Genomic DNA, 20,807 nt, shown 5'->3' with positions numbered 1-20,807 from the left:
GTTTGATACAGGCTTGCCTATGGGTCTGCTAGAAATGAATAAACTGTCCCTCACTATTGTTTATAAAATATGTTCCCAAGAAAGAAAAATTACTATCAGTATTCCAGAAGTAGGCAGAACCCTGTATTTATTACTATATACAAAGGGGATAGTGGTCCGGATAACTCCTGAACCCATTTAATTTTAGTGATTTAACTCTGATTTTAATAGTAAGTAGCCTCGATGATAATTTTTTAAATTATCAATAGGAACTCATTTGCTAAAAATCTCCCTTTTTAAAAAAAATACAATAACATCTAATTAAAATATCTTCATGAATAAAACAGTTAAGCATTATACCATGTTTGTTGGATTGCTATTTGCATTTAATGCAAAAGCGCAGGTAGGAATAGGTACAAGCACTCCAGATGCAAGTGCCCAATTGGAAATACTATCTACTTCTAAAGGTTTGCTTATCCCAAGAATGTCAGTTGTACAACGTAATGGTATTAACAACCCCGCGAGTGGTTTATTAATCTATCAAACAAATGACACGCCTGGTTTTTATTTCTACAGTAATGGACAATGGCAAAAGCTGGCCAATAATTCCGAACTCAGTTCTGGTGGATCAGGAGCAAATGGAAATACCATTTTAAGTGGTAATTCTACTCCAGGGGCCGGAATTGGAAACAATGGAGATTTTTATCTCAATATCATAACCAGTACCTTATTCGGACCCAAGGTTTCAGGAAACTGGCCTTCAAACGGAATATTGTTGGTTGGGCCAAAAGGAGAAAAGGGTGAAAAAGGCTCTCAAGGCGACAAGGGGGCTCAAGGCGAGAAAGGTTTACAAGGAGAGAAAGGAGACAGTGGTGAAAAAGGCGAGAAAGGCGAAAAGGGAGAGAAAGGTGAAAAGGGAGATTCTGGCAGTGGCTTACCTGGTGTTGGAAAAACAGTTACCTCTGCTGGAACCATAGCTATTCAAAATGGCAAAGATGCGGTATTGACAGATCTTGTTTTAGACCTGGCAGACAATGCTGTAACCTCAGCAAAAATAGCCGATGGCGCAATTGAAAATGTAGATCTGAATAAGTCAAAAATCCCTTTGAGTGGTTTTGGCACCCCACTTAAGCACATTGCTATGGGTGGATTTAAGTTAACCAATCTGGGAAACCCAACCAATAACCAGGATGCAGCAACAAAAAAATACGTAGATGACAGATTGGTTGCAGGTGGTCAGGAGCTTAGCCTTAGCTTTGATGGCTTACAAACTTTATCGATAAAAGGGGGGAATTCCGTAAATCTGGGCGACCTGAACCAGTCTTTAAGTCTGGCAGGCACCATTTTATCGATTTCAGGACCTAGAAATAGTCATGTAGACCTGGCTGGTTTACTTGCTAATAGTGGGAGTGGTGCAGGGAATATTGTAGTGCATGATAACACCCTTATTGGTAACGGTATAGTAGGCAGTCCATTAGGACTCTCCAATACAGGTGTTACCCCTGGTAATTATACAGCGGCAAATATAACCATTGACAAAAAAGGCAGGATCACAGCCGCATCCAACGGTGCAGGCGCAGGTGCCGGAGCTGGTACAGTAACTACAGTATCAGTTGAATCCAAAAATGGGTTCACCGGATCGGTTACCAATCCATCTACAACCCCGCAAATTACCCTTGGAACATCTGTAGATGGTCTGTTAATGGGGAAAAACGGAGCTGTAATTGCTGCAACAACAACAGGTTCCGGACCGGTAGTATTAGGAGATTCCCCAGTTTTAACTACGCCGAATATAGGCAACGCTATAGGGAATGTTAGCGGTACAGCTTCAAATGTTACGGGAGTTGTTGCAATCGCAAACGGAGGAACCGGAGGTAAAACAGCAGCAGAAGCTTTGGTTAATTTAGGAATAGATGCCGCACTGAAAGGAAAAGTGGATGCCAATCCAACCATTACAGGCGCAACCAAAACAAAAATAACTTACGATTCAAAAGGTCTGGTTATAAAAGGCGAAGATGCTACAACTGCTGATATTGCCGAGTCTGCCGATAGAAAATACATTACTGATGCACAATTGACCCTGATCAACAATACCTCTAATACCAATTCGGGAGACCAGATTGCGTTAACAGTACCGGTAACTCCTGCAGGCGCATTGGCTTCAACCAATGTGCAAGCAGCACTTGAAGAGTTACAAGCTAAAATTACTACAGCAGCGGGAGGTGGTTTAATTGCAGTTAAACATGATGCTACATTAACCGGCGATGGTAATGCTACAGATTTAGGTTTAGCTGATAAAGCCGTTACATTTTCTAAAATGGCCGACATCGCTTCAAAAACCTTGATGGGAAGAAGTACTGCAGGAACAGGTAGTCCGGAAGCCATCACTTTAGGTAATGGTATCTCCTTAAATGGAGGCGTTCTTGCTGCAGAGACTGCAAGTGCTACTACATTGGGTGTAGTAAAAATAGGTTCAAACCTTAACATTGATGCAAATGGTGTATTGTCTGTTAGCGGACTTTCATCTGGCGATATTACCGGTGTTATTGCTGGAACAGGATTAACTGGTGGAGCATTAAAGGGTGACGCTACATTAAGCCTGGATTCCATAGCCGGAAATACCCTTATGGGAAATAACACTGCCGGTGCTGCCGTACCTGTAGGCTTAAACGCTACCCAGGTAAAAACACTACTTGCGCTTGAAAATGTAAAAAACGTTGATCAGACCAATGCTGATAACCTGACTTCTGGCACCATTGCGGAAGGACGGTTTGGTGTGGGCACTGTTCCATTAAACACTTTGAAGACCACCGGAACTGCTGATGTGTCATCTGTTCTCCGTGGCGATGGTAGCTGGGGAACGGTTGGCGTAGGTGTTTTAACCGGGATACTTCCGGTACCAAACGGAGGAACAGGAATAGGCTCTTATACACCAGGGAACTTCCTTAAAGCAGGTAGTGCAACAACCTTAATTGAGGTAACTCCTGATGAATTAAAAAAAGACTTAGGTTTAGATCTGAAAGAGGATAAAGCAAATAAAACTAAAGATGCCAAATTCTTAAATGCAACAGACGATCAATATCCTTCTGCAAAGGCTACAAAAGATTATGTTGATGAGGCTGTAAAAGGTGCCGTAATTGGCGCAGGTGCTGTTCCTGATGCAGATGGAACTACAAAAGGAAAACTGATGTTAGCGGGCGATTTAGCAGGTTCTGCAGCTAGTCCGGAAGTAAAGTTTGTTGGGGGCTTAACAGCACCGGTTATTAAGGACGGGGTGGAACTGGCAAATGCTGCTACACCGGCTAATCTTCCAAATACGATTGTAAAAAGAGATGCCAACGGCAACTTTTCAGCTGGAAATATCACTGCTGATTTAATAGGAAATGCAAGTACGGCAACCACAGCCGGATCGGCAGCTACGGCGGAAAATGTTACTGGTATTGTTGCCGTTGTAAATGGTGGCACAGGCGCCGATAATGCATTGGATGCACGCTTCAATTTAGGATTAGAAAATGTTCAAAATACAGCAGACATAGACAAAATTGTAAGTGCCAAAACTAAAGAAGCATTAGATCTTAAAATAGACAAAACAGAAAAAGGATCTCCATTGGGCGTAACCCCATTAGATCAATTTGGTAAAATTGACAGTCAGTATTTGCCGGCTGCTTTAACCGGAGCGGTAAACTATCGCGGTACTTATGACGCCGTTAGCAATACACCTGTTTTAGACCCTGCTACTACAGGCAATAAAGGTTATTATTTTGTGGTTACAAAAGCCGGAACTTACCAGGGGTTAAACCTGGGATTGGGAGATTGGGTAATTTCAAACGGTACGGCATGGGATAAGGTAAGCAACAGCAGTAATGTTGCCAGTGTTTTTGGTAGAACAGGAACCGTTGTTGCAGCTGCAAACGATTATAAAACAGATCAGGTAACCGAAGTACCAAGTCATCTCTATTATACAGATGCAAGGGTAGATGCAAATCCTACTGTTGTGGCCAGTAAAAATGGATTGCTGCTAAAAGAAAATCTGACAAACAAAAGCGACGATGCTGCATTAGCCAATAATTCTTCAACACTTTATCCAACCCAGAAAGCAGTAAAAACTTATGTGGATAGCAAAATCCCGGCAATCAAAGCTGGCGATGCGAACAAAGTTTTAACCGTAAACAGTACAGCTACGGCTGCCACATGGTCTAATGCTGTAGGTGGTGGAAGTGGGTCGGTAACAAATGTATCCATCGTTGATGCGAATGGTGTAAGTGGTACTGTTGCCAATGCAACAACAACACCTGCCATCACATTGGCTTTAGGAAATATCAAACCTACCTCTGTCGTAACTACTGGAAATGTAACTGCAAGTAATATTGCTGCAGGCGCAACAGTTTCTGGAACCAATACGGGCGACCAGATCAATATACCAGGTAATGCTGCAACAGTAACCACAAATGCCAATTTAAACGGAGATGTTACTTCTGTGGGTAATACAACAACTATAGCTCCAAATAAGGTGACTTATGCAAAGATGCAAGCCATGACCAGCAATAAATTACTGGGATCGGGCGCATCTGGCACTGTAGTAAGTGAAATTACTTTGGGCACAGGTCTGACTTTTAACGGTAATACACTTAACGCCGCAGGCGGTGGCTCAGTAAGCAATGTATCTGTTGTACCTAATAACGGAATTACCAGTACAGTTACAAATGCAACTACAACGCCTGTCATTACGTTAGGTTTAGGTGCCATTACGCCGGGTTCTGTTGCTGCAACAGGGCCTGTAACCGGAAGTAACATCACAAACGGCGCAACTGTATCTGGTGTGAATACCGGAGATCAAACCATCACACTGACCGATGATGTTACCGGAAGTGGAAAAGGAACATTTGCTGCTAAAATTGGTAATGACAAAGTGACCTCTACACACATTAAAGATGGCACAATCACAGCTGCCGATATTGCTCAGGAAACCATTACAGCAACGAAGTTAAGTGCCCTTAATACCAATGGGACCGACGGACAGGTATTGTCTTCAAATGGAACTGGTGGTTTCAAATGGGCAACACCTGCAGCTGGTGGTGGAACAACCAATTTAACCTATACTGCTGCGGTCGACAAAGGAACAATAAAACCATCAACAGGAACAGGTGCTGATATTCCAGCCGGATCGCTTACTGCAGCGAGTTTAATGCTACCTGCCGATAAGAATAAATTAGACAAGATCGCACCAATTGTTGCACCTGCAGATGCAAATAAAGTATTAACAGTGAACGCTGCAGGTACTGCGGCTACATGGGTAGCTCCGGCAACTGGCGGCGGCAGTGGTGCGGCATACCAGGTGTACAAATTAAACGGAGGAAAGGTGATTGTTAAAGCCTCAGGCCCAGGAGTAACCTACAAGTTAACGGGAAATGTGGTCGATATCAGCATTCCTCCGGGTGTATTGGTGTATTACATGAGGGTGAATACTTCCTTCGCAGAAATTGGCGATAAACTATTTATGGATATTAACATCAACGATGAATCCAAACTGACAAACAATTCAGTTGAGGATGCGGTGATACCATTTGTTGCAGTTGGGGTTAGAACGGCTGCACAACCTTCTTTAACTGGAGCTGATGGCTTTAATTATGTAGGAGGTAGTTTGGCTGTGAACATTTCCGTAACAGGGTATGCGAATGGAATGTTGAATATGAAACTGGTAAACTTAAGCAACGTAAAGAGCCCTCTTGGTTTTTACATCATGATTAATTTTTAACAAATGAGATTATACATACTTGGTTTTCTGATTTTTTGTGCCTCTTATAGTAGCGCTCAGGTACTGACTCAGTTTAACGGATTATTCAATATTCAGCAGATCACTGATATGGGAAACAACCAATATCAGATAAAAGGTATATTCAGTGATCAGGGTAACATATTTCAGGCTTCGGGGGCTATGGCCGGCGACAGGATCATAGACAATACCGGAAGTATGTTTGAAGTAATCTCATTGGTGACAAGCAGTCAGGAGGTAGATGCAGTAACGAAAAATTTAGGAACCAGGCCACCTTCGCTTGGTGATGGTATGCTCTATCGTCCCTCAACTAAAGGATTTCCATTGATCACCAATAGTGCCATGATGAATGTGTTGACTACCGCTCAAAACACAGCAGTCTTAGCCATTGATAAGAGTATCCCAAATTATAATTCAGGATCATCTTTACCTCAATCCAGCTCCAAACTGTGGGATGTAGTCCTAAATACAAGTGATTCCAAGGTGTATAGGTTAGAACAAGGAGGCTGGGTTACGGTTGATAATATTCCATTCGTGTTTGGTTTCCCGGCTAATGCAAATCAAGGTGATGTGATCTATTATGGTATCGACGATAAAAATTATGTTTTCAACGGTGCTTCATGGGAATTGCTGAAAGAGCTTTCTGCATTGCCAACATCAGCAAAATTTGGTGATGTTTTTTTCGTGGAAGGTGAAAAGAAGCTGTACATGATGAGCAAGGACGGAGATTGGGCGCCAATAAGTAGCATGTCAATTCCCGGTGGAGGAGATACGGAGCTCCCTGCCAATCCTAAGCCGGGTGACCTTTTTTTTAATACCGATCTGAATAAATTATATGTATACGAGAACAACGGTAAATGGGTAGTGATTTCCATGAACGGATCAAGCCCTACAGGTACTGTCAATCCAGACCCTGCTACAAACATCGTAAATGAAGGTGAGGTGTTTTACAACACGGCTGATCATAAACTTTACGTTTACAATGGTACAACCTGGGTGTCTTTAGATAATACTCTTCGCAACGGACACATCTTTGTCGGGAATGCCTCAAATGTTGCCGTATCCGTTCCCTTGTCTGGTGATGCCACAGTTTCCACAACAGGAAAATTAACGATTAAAGACCTTGCCATAACAGACGAGAAACTGGATAAAACAAATATTCCTTTAAGTGGATTTGCCAATCCTTTTGACCATGTTTCCATGGGAGATGGGGTTTCCAATTTTAAAATTACCAATCTTGCCAATCCATCAGTAGGCTCAGATGCAACAACCAAGAGTTATGTAGATGCATTGTTTAGTAATCCTGCCTCACTTGTATTAACCAATAATCACTTTTTTGTAGGTAACTCTTCAAACAAAGCTGTAGGGGTAGATAAGAAAAACATTCCGATAAGTGGTTTTGATAAAGCGTTTGCTAATGTATCTATGGGTACTGGTTTAGCCGGAGGGAACTTTAAAATCATCAATATGGCTGATCCTTCAGCCGCCCAGGATGCAGCAACAAAAAACTATGTAGACACACGCGTGATTACACCCGGAAATCTTAACCTTCCAAAGGGAAATATGTTTGTAGGAAATGATATCAGTACCGCTACGGCTACGGCTAAAAATCTGATTCCTTTAAGCGGTTTTGGCGAAGCTACAACAGACATTGCCATTGGTGGATTTAAACTAATGGGGCTTGCAGAACCTTTTGCCGATAATGATGCTGCGACCAAGAAATACGTAGACAATAAAATTATCAATCCGGCTAAAATTAACCTGACCAACGGTAACCTGTTTGTAGGTGATGCCAATGGCAAAGCAGCCGATGTTTTAAAGAATACCATTCCTTTAAGTGGGTTTGGAGATGCTACAGCCGATATTTCTATCGGTGGTTTCCTCTTAACCAATGTAGCTACACCGATAGCGGATGCGGATGCATCAAACAAAAAATATGTAGACGATTTGTTCAAAAGTCCATCGGTTATACTTGCACTTGCTAAAGACAACATGTTTTTAGGAGACGCACAAGGTAAAGCAATCGCTACACCTAAAAAGAATATTGCCATTAGTGGTTTTGCTAAAGCAGCGGATAATATTTATATGGGAGATGCTGCTCAAAGATTTAACATCAGCGAGCTTGCTGATCCGATATTTGAGCAGGATGCCGCAACTAAAAACTATGTAGACTCCAGAACTTCAACACCGGGATCACTGGATTTGCCAACAGATCATATCTTAGTTGGAGATGCGAACAATAAAGCAGTAGCTGTTGCTAAAAATGCAGTACCTGTAAGTGATTTTGGTACTGCCACAGCAGACGTGGTAATGGGTGATGGAACTGCTAATTTTAAAATTATCAACCTTGCCGATCCGGTTTCAGATCAGGAGGCAGCAACCAAAAAATATGTAGATGCCAGCATTACAGCCGCAACATCTTCAACACCAGTTGGAAAAGATAATTTAGGTAATCACATAGCAACAGAAAACATTAAGTTATCTGTATTCGCGATTAGCAATAAAGGAAACGATGGCGAAGGCTTAAGTTTCGATGCACAGGGAAATGCAAACCTGGGACAAGACCTGACGGTAAACGGAAACTTGTATACACCGTCCGATAGAAACCTGAAAACGCATATCGAAACATTAACCACTGTGCTTCAGAAAATTGATCAGATCAGAGGGGTAAGTTTTGAATATAAAGATCAACGTAAATATGCTGTAGGCGTAAAAATAGGGGTAATTGCCCAGGAGCTTCAAACCGTTTATCCGGAAATGGTGACCAAAGGCAAAGACGGCTTCTTAAAAGTAGACTATACGCAGCTTACCGGTATGCTGATTCAGGCAGTAAAAGAACAACAAAAAGAAATTGACGCATTGAAAGTCCGCATGGATAAACAACAGGAGCAGATCAACAGCATCCTCAAAAAAATGCAATAACAAGAGAACAATATTTTGAAGGGACGATTTCATTTTTTTAAGCTCATCATTTTTTTATGCTTAACCGGAGTTAGTACAGTTTCGGCACAGGATTTTTTTAGGGTCATTGGCGGTATTCCACATCTTCCGTCAGTAGACCCTACAACTGTTTTAACACCTGTGCAGGGCATGCTGATTTACAGTAGTACCGATAAGCAACCTATGATTTTTGGCGGTACAAACTGGGAAACATTATGCAGTAGTAACGTCAATTCGCAAACCGTAAAGAATTACCTGGAAGTAAAAACAGGTATCCCATATCTATCTGCCTTAAATGATAAACCTGTTGGTACTATACCTTCAGGTGGCATTTATTTCTCGAAGACAGAAAATACCATGATGGTATACAATGGTAATGAGTGGACATCGGTAGCGAAGTTATATGGAAAAGGTAGCTTTACAGCCAACAGTGATTTTTCTACCCATAGCGGACTTCAAATTTCAAGGCTCCCGGTTTTAAGCAGCAACCCAATCCCCCTGGGCTTATCAGCAGGGGCAATGTACATCAATTCAGTTTCCAGGTCTATACGATATTTTGATGGTATCGAATGGAAAGACATTACATGTTTGCCGGTCATTTCAACCATTCCTCCCAGTAAAATAACCAACACCTCAGCAGAAAGTGGTGCAGATATTAAAAGCAACGGGGGCTCGGCAATTACTACACAGGGGATTTGCTGGGGAACAGCTCCAGATCCTGATGTTAGCCTGAGTACCAAAACAGAATATCAGGTTTTCGGTACTGATATTGGCCTTTTTCCAAGTATCCTATCCGGACTAAAAGCAAACACCGTATACCATGTTCGTGCTTATGCCATCAACGATTCGGGGATCGCTTATGGCGAAGACCTGACTTTTACCAGCGCACCTGCATCAACACCTACAATTATCACCCTTGATGTAGATAATTTTTCTCCGGTTAGTGCCAATAGTGGTGGATTTATCAGCAGTGACGGTGGTGCACCGATTACGGCCAGGGGAATTACCTGGAGTTCGGCGGGCGATCCGAAAGATGATCCAAATGCAATCATTACCGCCGATGGGTCAGGGGTAGGTACTTTTCCAAGTAGACTGACAGATCTTTTAAGAAATACCACCTATTATGTGCGTGCCTATGCCGTAAATGTGATGGGTAAAGCTTATGGTAACCTGATCATATTTACTACGCCCAGGGCCACAGCGCCGGTACTGAGCTCACCCAATATTAAGATTGTCGACATCACCGATGTTTCGGCAGTCAGCGAAGTAACCATTATCAACAACGGAGGTGAACCCGTTCTTGAGCGGGGCATGAGCTGGAGTACCGATCGGGTAAACATTGTGTATGGAAAATCAACACAGGTTAACGCTACCGATATCGGTACTTTCGTCTGCAACATCACCCATCTTAAACCCGGTACACTTTATTATGTAAGGGCTTATGCAAAAAACATTATAGGAACCAGTTATAGCAGCGAGTCGAGTTTTATAACTACTTCCTTACCTACATTAACCACCGTAAAGCCACATAACTATGATGCGGCCAGTCATTACGACGGATGGTATGCAGGATATAACGGTACCATTGCCTTAAGTGGTGGTGATATTACCAGTAACGGCGTTTCACTGATCACAAAGAAAGGGATCTGCTGGAGTACCGACCCAAATCCAACCACAGCTTTAAGCAGTAAAACCGAGATCAATGTAACAGGCAGTGGTACAGGGTACTTTCGCAGTTACCTTACCGCTCTGACTCCAGGGACAACATATTACGTTCGGGCCTATGCCATCAACGATATGGGGACCGCTTATGGGGATGAACTAACTTTTAAAACACCTCAGGTACCAGATCTAATTACCAAACCTGCAACAGCCATCACCAGCACCTCATTTAGCAGTGGTGGTGATGTGCAGGATAATGGGCGTATGCCTGTAAACACCCAGGGTTTATGCTGGGATACAGAAAATAACCCAAGTATTGAGGGAGCGCATACCACCAACGGTATCAACGGATCAAGCTTTGACGCCATCCTTAAAAACCTGATGGGAAGCACTACCTATTATATTCGTGCTTATGCCACCAATTACGTAGGTACAAATTATGGCAACGTGTTAGAAGTAACTACAGCGCCCCCCATAAAGCCAAGTATCATTACTTCAGAAGTGGCCGGTACCGCAGGTACCACTACAACAGGCGGGGGCGAGGTAACCAGTCATGGTGGTGCAGACATCACTGCAAGAGGGGTAGTCTGGAGTCTGACGCCTAATTTTACCCTCGATCTTTCTACCTCAAATAAATCGGAGGTAGCCGGAGGCTTAGGCCGGTTCACAAGCCCCATAACCGGATTGTCGCCAAACAAAACCTATTACGTAAGGGCTTATGCCCTAAACAAAGTAGGTGTTGAATTTGGTAACGAAGTAACTTTTAAAACCTATACCATTCCTTCATTAACGACTACAGCTGCCAGCAGTGTAACCAGCACCGGTGCCGTAAGTGGGGGAGATATTTTTAGTGACGGTGACGATAAAGTAACCATCAGTGGAATTGTATGGAGTACTACTCCGAATCCAACCACCGACTTAGCTACAAAAACAAGAGGTGGAATCGGGATCGGGAGTTTCATTCACAACATTACCGGACTGTTAGGAAATACCACCTATTACGTACGTGCTTATGCAACCAACAGGGCTGGAACAGCTTACGGTAATGAACAAAGTTTTATCACTGGCCCACCTATTGTGCCAACAGTGAAAACGGTTGAAGTAACTGAAATTACCGGAAGTACAGCCAGTAGTGGTGGTATATTGGTAAGTAATGGCGGAGCTTTGCTGTCGAAATCTGGTGTGGTTTGGAGCACTGTGTCCGGATTTACGCCAGACCTTACATCGGCCAATAAAACCACCCAATATGGACAAGGCAATTTCAGTAGCGGAATTACTGGCTTAACGCCGGGAACGGTTTATTATGTACGCGCCTATGCAGAGAATGCGGTAGGCTTGGTATATGGCCAGGAAGTAGTATTCAAAACCGCGAACCTTGCCGTATTGACTACGCTTAAACCGATCCCAAATTCAATTACAAGTGTTTCAGCAACGAGTGGCGGAAATATCATCAGCAACGGTGGCTCATATATCCGTAACAATGGTGTTTGCTGGAGTACATCCGAAAACCCAACCATGGCGGATAAATATACCATTGCAGGATCGGGGATCGGAAATTTTACGGCGGGAATGACTGATTTATTAGGTTCCACAACTTATTATGTAAGGGCTTTTGCAACCAACTTTGCAGGTGTGGCTTACGGGCAACAGGAAAGCTTTACAACCGCACCACCAGTACCATCAACCGTCATTACACTAAAGGTAACAGACATTACGGGTACTACGGCAAACAGTGGCGGTAACATTACCAGCAACGGAGGTGCACTGGTAAGCACCAGGGGCTTGGTATGGAGTACCAATGCAGGTTTCGATCCGGCAACTGTGACCAACGAAAGAACTGCCGAGACGGGCTACGAAAAAGGAATATTCTACAGTCAGATGAAGGGCTTAATGCCGGGTACAACTTATTACGTTCGTGCTTACGCGGTGAGCATTGCAGGTACGTCCTATGGCGAAGAACTGAGCTTTACCACCCCAAATATGGCTACTGTAGTAACCAACTCACCAGGCCTGGTAACCAATACCACGGCAGAAATGGGCGGAACAGTAACAGATTCGGGCGGTTCACCGGTAACGGGCAGAGGGGTGCTTTGGAGTACCGTCGAAAACTTTGATCCAACTGGTACTGCAGTCAATAAAATCAGTAGCGGAGCAGGGGTAGGAAGCTATAACAGTTTGCTGAAAGACCTGGTCCCAGATACAAAATATTACATAAGGGCTTATGCAGTAACCGTTGCTGGTATAGCTTACGGACAACAAATAGGTATCACTACTTATCCACCAACTTTGCCGGTTCTTACTACTGTTGTTCCAAATAGGATTACAGGTGTAACGGCTTATAGCGGAGGTAATATTGAAGATGAAGGTGGTGTAACGGCCGAAACACGTGGTGTTTACTGGAGTACCCAAGCTAACTTTAGCTTAACAGCCCCTTCAACAAAAAAGACTACACAAACAGGCGAAGGAAAAGGTGTTTTCCCAAGTCAGATGACAGGCTTAACCCATGGTACAACCTATTATGTAAAAGCTTATGCCAGCAACCGTGTAGGTACTGCCTACGGTGAGGAATTGAGTTTTACCACACAAACTACAGCCACATTAACCACCATTAATATTACGGAAAATACCGGAACTACAGCAATGAGTGGTGGGGTGATCAGTACCGACGGATCGGCCCCGGTACAAACACAAGGGGTATGCTGGAGCACCAGTCCTAATCCTACAATAGGCTTGACAACAAAAACTACTGACGCAGGAACAGGCGTGTTTACCAGCAAGCTTACCCGTTTAAAGCCTGTAACAAAATATTATGTGAGGGCTTACGCAACCAACGCAATTGGCACTGCATATGGAAACGAAATTAGTTTTACAACGGCACCAATCGTGGCTACTTTAACCACAAGTGATGCGGTAATTACTTCAAATACTACAGCCAGCGCTGGTGGTACCATCAGCAATGATGGTGGAGCAGCAATTACAGAACGAGGTATCGTATTTAGCCGCAAACAAAACTTTAACCCGGAAAGAGATACTGTAGTAAGAACATCAGATGGACAGGGGATTGGAACTTTTATTAGTGAATTGTATGACCTGGAGAAAAGCAGGACGTATTATTATCGTGCTTATGCTGTGAATAGTGCAGGCACAGCTTACGGTAACCAATTAACCGTTGCCATATTTGCGACCTCTCCGATATTGATCACTAATCCGGTAACAGATATCACAGGAACAACTGCCACCGGTGGTGGTGTAATAACCAATGATGGAGGTGCCCAGGTAACGAAAAGAGGAATCTGCTGGAGCACAAACCAAAATCCAACAATTGCCTTGTCTACCAAAACCAGTGATGTCGATTTAGGAGATGGTAAATTTACCAGTCGCATGACCGGTTTATTGCCCAATACGGTGTATTACGTAAGGGCTTATGCAATCAATGGAATAGGTGTTGCTTACGGATTAGAAGAAACGTTCATTACCCTTGCATTGCCAACATTAACGGCAACTGCCCCGGTAACCAATATTAGGGCCACAACGGCAACCAGTGGTGGCGAAATTACCGACGATGGCCGTACACCGATTCTCAGTCGCGGTATTGTATGGAGCACCTACAGCAATCCTACCATTTCCCTGGGGACAAAAACTGTAGATAACGTGACCCAAGGTATTGGCACTTTTACAGCAAACATGACTAAACTAGCTGCAAATACAACCTATTATGTACGTGCTTATGCAACCAATAGTGTAGGGGTGAATTATGGTAGTGAAACCACATTCAAAACCAATGCGGTTATGCTTCCGGAATTAACAACTTCGGCAGTTACCGAAATAGCAGGTTATTCTGCTAAAGCAGGTGGTGAGGTGACTGATGACGGAGGAATGCCAGTGGTAACAAGAGGATTAGTATGGAGTATTAACCCTGCACCAAGCATTGCATTGCCTACCAAAATTGTTAACGGTACAGCTGGCGTTGGTACGTTTGAAAACGTATTTGCTGGATTGATACCTGGAACAACTTATTATGTTCGCGCATTTGCGACGAATAGTGTTGGAACAGCATATGGAAATGAACTGAGCTTCAGGTCATCGGCCGTTGTACCGGGTATGACAAATGCGACCCTTAGCAATCCTACATTGAATAGTGTTGATGGAAAAGCCAATGTTGTATTTGATGGCGGATCTGCAATTACAGATTTGGGACTGGCATGGAATACGGTTGATAGCATTCCGCAGGCCCCATCAAATCACCTTTCGACAGCCAGTACGGGTACAGCGGTATTGGGAACAATTGTGGACCTTAAACCCGCAACAAAATATTATGTGTGGGCTTATGGAACCAATGCTATCGGCACAGGATACAGCTTAAAATCGGTAACACTGAGTACACCAAATGTACCTACAGTTATCACCACCATGGCAACAGCAATCACTGCTATTGGTGCAAATTCCGGAGGTACGGTAACCAATGATGGCGGTATGCATGTTACCGCCAGGGGAATATGCTGGAGCACTGCAAAAGATCCCAATATTGATCAATCAGATAAAACGGTAAATGGAACAGGGACCGGTGGTTTTGTTAGCGCAATTACGGGACTTAAAAAAGGAACAGTTTATTATATACGTGCTTATGCAACAAACGCTATGGGTACAGGATATGGTAATCTGGATAGCTTAACAACTATTGATATTCCAGTGCTTACCACTACTGCTTTAAGCAGTATTTTAAGTACTTCAGCTGTTGGCGGAGGCGAAATTACCAGTGATGGTGGTGGCGTTGTAACTGCAAGAGGTGTGGTTTGGGATACTGCAGAAGAGCCGACGATCTCACTTACTTCGAAAACGTTAAATGGTAGTGGAAAAGGTATTTTTACAAGTACGCTAGCACCTTTAACTCCAGCTACTAAATATTTTGTGAGGGCTTACGCTACAAATTCAGCGGGTACAGCTTATGGCAATCAGCAAACTTTCACATCGATGGCGGTATTGCCAACGGTTGTGTTTAGCAGGTTAGGTGATATGACGGCCAGTAGCGTAACCGGAACAGCCGAAGTTACGGATGATGGTGGGGCAGCGATAGATGTAAGAGGTTTTGTCTGGAATACTAAAGGTAATCCAACATTGGCAGATAGCACCGTTGCAAGTGGTGCGGGGATGGGTATTTTTACCGGAATTGCTTCGGATCTGGAAGACGGGCCAACCTATTACATCCGTGCTTATGCCACAAATAGTGCAGGAACTGCCTATAGTAAAGAAGTACAAAGTTTCAAAATATGTAATCCTGTATCGGTTATCCATACCGCAGGGTTTGGTGGGGCGCCGGTTGATAAAACAGTAACTTATCAAACGGTGAGCCTTTCGATGGCAGGTGCGCCAAAATGCTGGATCACTAAGAACCTTGGTGCAGATCAGGAGCCGACTTCGTTAAATGATGCCTCTGAAAATGCTTCAGGATGGTATTGGCAGTTTAATACGCTGCAAGGCTATAGACATGATGGCGTAACGCGTACACCGAACCTTGATTATGTACCATGGGTAAGCGCTTACGGTTCAAATGCATCATGGACAGCTGCTGTTGACCCATGCGTGCAGCTACTGGGTGGTGGCTGGCGTATACCAACAGCTGTTGAATGGACGGCAGCTGCGGGAACTCCACAGAACTGGAAAACTGCTGAAGACGGTTTTGCTTCGGTGTTGAAACTTCATGCTTCAGGAAACCTGGCTAAAGCAGATGGTAAATTAACCGGAAGGGGTGTCGAAAATAATTACTGGAGTATTGATTACATTCCAAATACCATAGTGTCTGTTGCCTTTAACAATGGCTATCTTGTAGGTAATAAAGACAGGGCAATTGCAATGCCTGTTCGCTGTATCCGCGATGCAGTAACTAAAGGTATTCCTTCAGTAAGTAATGTATCGTTCCCTGTAGCCGAGATGACCGAAGACGCTGCAACCGGTTCAGCTACCGTAACCAAAGATGGCGGTGCAAAAGTGACTGCGCGTGGATTTGTATGGAATACAACAGGAGCGCCAACAATTGATCACAATATAATTCCATTGGGTGCAGGAACAGGAAATATGACAGGCCTTTTAACAGACCTGGAAGAAGGGCCTACTTATTATGTTCGTGCTTTTGCTACAAACAGTGTAGGAACAGCCTATAGCCCTGTAACCACTAGTTTTAAAATATGTAACCCGGTAACGGTGATTCATAAAGGTGGTTTAAAAGGAGCTGCGGTTGATAAGACCGTTACCTATAAAACAGTAAGTACCAGTGTAACGGGAACTGCAACCTGCTGGATAGCCCAGAATCTGGGTTCAGATAGAGCTCCGTTGTCGGTAAATGATGGCTCAGAAGCTTCAGCAGGCTGGTACTGGCAGTTCAATACACTGCAAGGTTATAAACATGATGAAACAACACGTACACCAAATATCGACTATATCAAATGGGTTACTTCGTATACAGGAAATGCGTCCTGGGCTGCTGCCGTTGACCCTTGTGTGCAACTATTAGGCGGTGGGTGGCGCATGCCAACAGAAGTAGAGTGGCGTGCCGTTGTTGCTCCGCCTCAAAACTGGAAAGGCGTTAATGATGCTTTCGCTTCAGTACTTAACTTACATTCGGCCGGAACCTTGAGCAAGGAAAAAGGTGAATTAGCGGGGCGCGGAACTACGTTTCATTATTGGAGTTCAGATTATCTAGCAAATACAGGTGTGTCGTACGCTATTAACAACGGCTCAGCTGTAGGCACAATGGATAGAGCAATAGCTATGCCTGTTCGTTGCATCCGTAATGCAGTAACGATGAGTATCCCTTCGGTAAGTGAAGCACTTTTCCCGGTGTCGGGTATGACAACGGCTGCTGCAAAAGGTACGGCAACGGTGACCAATAGCGGAGGTGCAAAAGTTACAGAGCGTGGCTTTGTCTGGAATACAACCGGAGCGCCAACGACTGCTCATAATGTGATCAAACTGGGCGCTGGAACAGGAAACATGGAAGGTGTGATGTCGGCGCTGGAAGAAGGCCCTACCTACTATGTTCGTGCATATGCAATAAATAGTCAGGGAACGGCTTATAGTCCTGTAACCACCAGTTTTAAAATATGTAACCCGATAACGGTTATTCACAGGGCTGGTATGAACGGCGCTGCAGTTGACAAAATTGTAACTTACCAGACTGTAAACAGCACAGCAAGTGGTACTGCTAAATGCTGGATTACCCAAAATCTGGGTGCAAGTGGTGTGGCAACTTCAGTAGATGACAATTCAGAGGAAAATGCTGGCTGGTACTGGCAGTTTAATACCCTGCAAGGTTATAAGCATGATGGAACAAACCGTACACCAGATATTGCCTACATCCCATGGATAACTGCATTTGGTGGAAACGCGTCATGGGCTGCTGCTGTTGATCCATGCGTACAGTTACTGGGCGGTGGATGGCGTATTCCAACAGAAGTGGAATGGCGTGCTGTTATTGCGCCACCTCAAAACTGGAAAAGTATTGATGATGCCTATGCTTCGGAACTTAAATTGCATAATGCAGGAACCCTGAGCAAACTTAAAGGCGAGTTAACAGAACGTGGAACTGCATCGTATTATTGGAGTTCAGATTATCTGGCAAATACGGGCGTGTCGTATTCCATTAACAAAGGTTCGGCTGTAGGTACAATGGATAGGGCAATTGCTATGCCGATCAGGTGTTTACGTGATGCGGTAACAGTAAGTATTCCATCAGTTACGAATGTGAGTGTACCAGTAGCGGAGATGACCAAAGACTCGGCTAAAGGTTTTGCTACCGTAACCAATAGTGGTGGAGCTACAGTAACTGCAAGAGGTTTTGTATGGAATATCACAGGTGCACCAACAGTAGCGCATAATGTGATTGCCGATGGAAGTGGAACAGGTGATATTTCGGGAATAATTGCCGGTTTAATTGAAGGGCCTACTTATTACGTTCGCGCTTTCGCTACAAACAGTGCAGGAACAGCTTATAGTCCTACCGTAACCAGCTTTAAAATATGTAATCCGGTAACGGTTATTCACAGAGCAGGTATGAACGGTGCCGCGGTTGATAAAATTGTAACCTACCAAACGGTAAATAGCACAGCAAGTGGTATGGCCAGGTGCTGGATTACCCAAAATCTGGGTGCCGATAGGGTAGCTGCTGCTGCGGATGATGCCAGCGAAACTTCGGCGGGATGGTACTGGCAGTTTAATACCTTACAGGGTTATAAACATGATGGGATAAACCGTACACCAGATATTGCCTATATCCCCTGGATAACTGCATTTAGTGGAAATGCGTCATGGGCTGCTGCTGTTGATCCATGCGTACAGTTATTAGGCGGTGGATGGCGCATTCCAACAGAAGTAGAATGGCGTGCAGTTATTGCGCCACCTCAAAACTGGAAAAGTGTTGATGATGCCTACGCTTCGGAACTTAAGTTACATGCTGCAGGAACGTTGAGCAAACTTAAAGGCGAGTTAACAGAACGTGGAACTGCATCGCATTATTGGAGTTCAGATTACCTGGCCAATACAGGACTGTCATATGCGATTAACAAAGGTTCGGCTGTAGCCACAATGGATAGGGCAATAGCTATGCCGATCAGATGTTTACGTGATGCGGTAACGGTAAGCATTCCCTCGGTTACCAATGTAAGTGTACCGGTAGCGGAGATGACCAAAGATTCGGCTAAAGGTTTTGCTACCGTAACCAATAATGGAGGTGCTGCAGTAACCGCAAGAGGTTTTGTATGGAATACCACAGGTACCCCAACAGTAGCACACAATGTGGTTGCCGATGGCAGTGGAACCGGTGATATTTCCGGAACAATTGCTGACTTAATTGAAGGACCGACCTATTACGTTCGCGCTTTCGCTACAAACAGTGCAGGAACCGCTTATAGTCCTACCGTAACCAGCTTTAAAATATGCAACCCGGTAACGGTTATTCACAGAGCAGGAATGAACGGTGCGGCGGTTGATAAAACGGTAACCTACCAAACGGTAAGCAGTAATGTAAGTGGTGCGGCAAGATGCTGGATCACCCAAAATCTGGGTGCCGATAGGGTAGCTACAGCTGCAGATGATGCCAGCGAAGCTTCGGCAGGATGGTACTGGCAGTTTAACCGTTTGCAGGCCTATAAACACGATGGCGCAACACGTACTCCTGACGTTGCTTATACGCCCTGGATAACTTCATTGAGCGGTAACGGAGGATGGGATGCTGCGACAGATCCTTGTGTACAACTGCTGGGTGGCGGATGGCGTATCCCATCACCTACGGAATGGACGGCAGCAGGTGCGCCGCCACAAAACTGGAAGAGCATTGCAGACGGATTTAATTCAGAACTTAAATTACATCCGGGCGGGAACCTGGCAAAAGCAGATGGAATGTTAAAAGACAGAGGTGTGCTGAGTAATTATTGGGGCAATACTTATATCGCCAACGTGAATACAGCATATTCGTTTAACGGTACTTCAACAGTAGTTTCTGATAGAGCAATTGCGATGTCGATCAGGTGTCTGCGCGATGCGGTAACCAGGAGTATTCCATCCGTAACTACGGCGAGCACGCCAGTAGCGAATATGACGAAAGATTCAGCTAAAGCTTTTGCTACGGTAACTAACGATGGTGGTGCTCCGGTAACTGCAAGAGGTTTTGTGTGGGGCACTACAGCGACGCCAACGATATCAGATAAAGTAATTGAAGATGCTACCGGAACAGGTGATATTTCAGGTACGATTGCAAACCTGGCGGAAGGCCCTACTTACTATGTTCGTGCCTTCGCTACAAATAGTGTAGGAACAGGTTATAGCCCTATCGTAAGCAGCTTTAAGATCTGTAACCCGATAACAGTAACACATCAGGCAGGTGTAAATGGTGCCCCGGTAAATAAAACCGTAACCTACCAAACGGTGAGTAGTAATGTAACCGGAGCAGCTAAATGCTGGATTACGCAGAACCTGGGGTCTGATCGGGTTGCTACTGCTGTTGATGACGCTACTGAGGCTTCGGCCGGATGGTACTGGCAGTTTAACCGCCTTGAAGGATATAAACATGATGGTGTAAACCGGAGTCCGGCTACTTCGTGGATTCCTTCTCTTAGCGGGAACGGCGGCTGGACGGCATCCGTAGATCCTTGTGTGCAATTGCTGGGTGGTGGCTGGCGTATTCCATCGCCAGCCGAATGGACGGCAGCAGCAGCTCCTCCGCAATACTGGAAAAACTTTGGCGACGCGTTTAAGTCGGAACTCAAATTACACGCCGGCGGAAACTTGTTGTCAACTGATGGTTTGCTAAAAGATAGAGGTGTGGTGACCACTTTTTGGGGTAACACTTACATTGCTAATGTGAATACTGCGTATTCATTTAACGGTACGGCAACGGTTGTTTCCAACAGGGCGATTGGAATGCCAATAAGATGTATAAAAGATTAAATAAAGTAGAATAAAA

General features: G+C 44.3%; 3 protein-coding genes. All 3 read left to right on the top strand.

All coding sequences use genetic code 11. The features are described 5' to 3' along the window. Window positions 1-313: 313 nt before the first annotated feature. The 3 genes from R2Q84_RS18355 to R2Q84_RS18345 are packed head-to-tail and all read left to right on the top strand — an operon-like array spanning window position 314 to window position 20,791. Window positions 314-5,734 (top strand): hypothetical protein, encoded by a 5,421-nt coding sequence (locus R2Q84_RS18355; RefSeq protein ID WP_316818045.1) that lies wholly within the window; start codon window positions 314-316, stop codon window positions 5,732-5,734. Window positions 5,735-5,737: 3 nt separating this feature from the next. Beyond that, a complete protein-coding gene (locus R2Q84_RS18350; protein ID WP_316818044.1) occupies window positions 5,738-8,674 on the top strand; it encodes a tail fiber domain-containing protein in 2,937 nt (978 codons plus the stop codon). A 15-nt stretch (window positions 8,675-8,689) separates the two neighbouring features. Beyond that, window positions 8,690-20,791: a hypothetical protein gene (locus R2Q84_RS18345; RefSeq protein ID WP_316818043.1), complete on the top strand. Its 12,102-nt coding sequence runs from the start codon at window positions 8,690-8,692 to the stop codon at window positions 20,789-20,791. Window positions 20,792-20,807: the final 16 nt, after the last annotated feature.

Source organism: Pedobacter nyackensis (genome assembly GCF_032678475.1).
Taxonomy (GTDB): Bacteria; Bacteroidota; Bacteroidia; order Sphingobacteriales; family Sphingobacteriaceae; genus Pedobacter; species Pedobacter nyackensis_A.
This window is presented reverse-complemented; position numbering and strand designations above follow the sequence as displayed.

Coding starts and splice junctions, on each gene's coding strand:
- R2Q84_RS18355 (WP_316818045.1), top strand. CDS start 314: ATGAATAAAACAGTTAAGCATTATACCATGTTTGTTGGATTGCTATTT.
- R2Q84_RS18350 (WP_316818044.1), top strand. CDS start 5,738: ATGAGATTATACATACTTGGTTTTCTGATTTTTTGTGCCTCTTATAGT.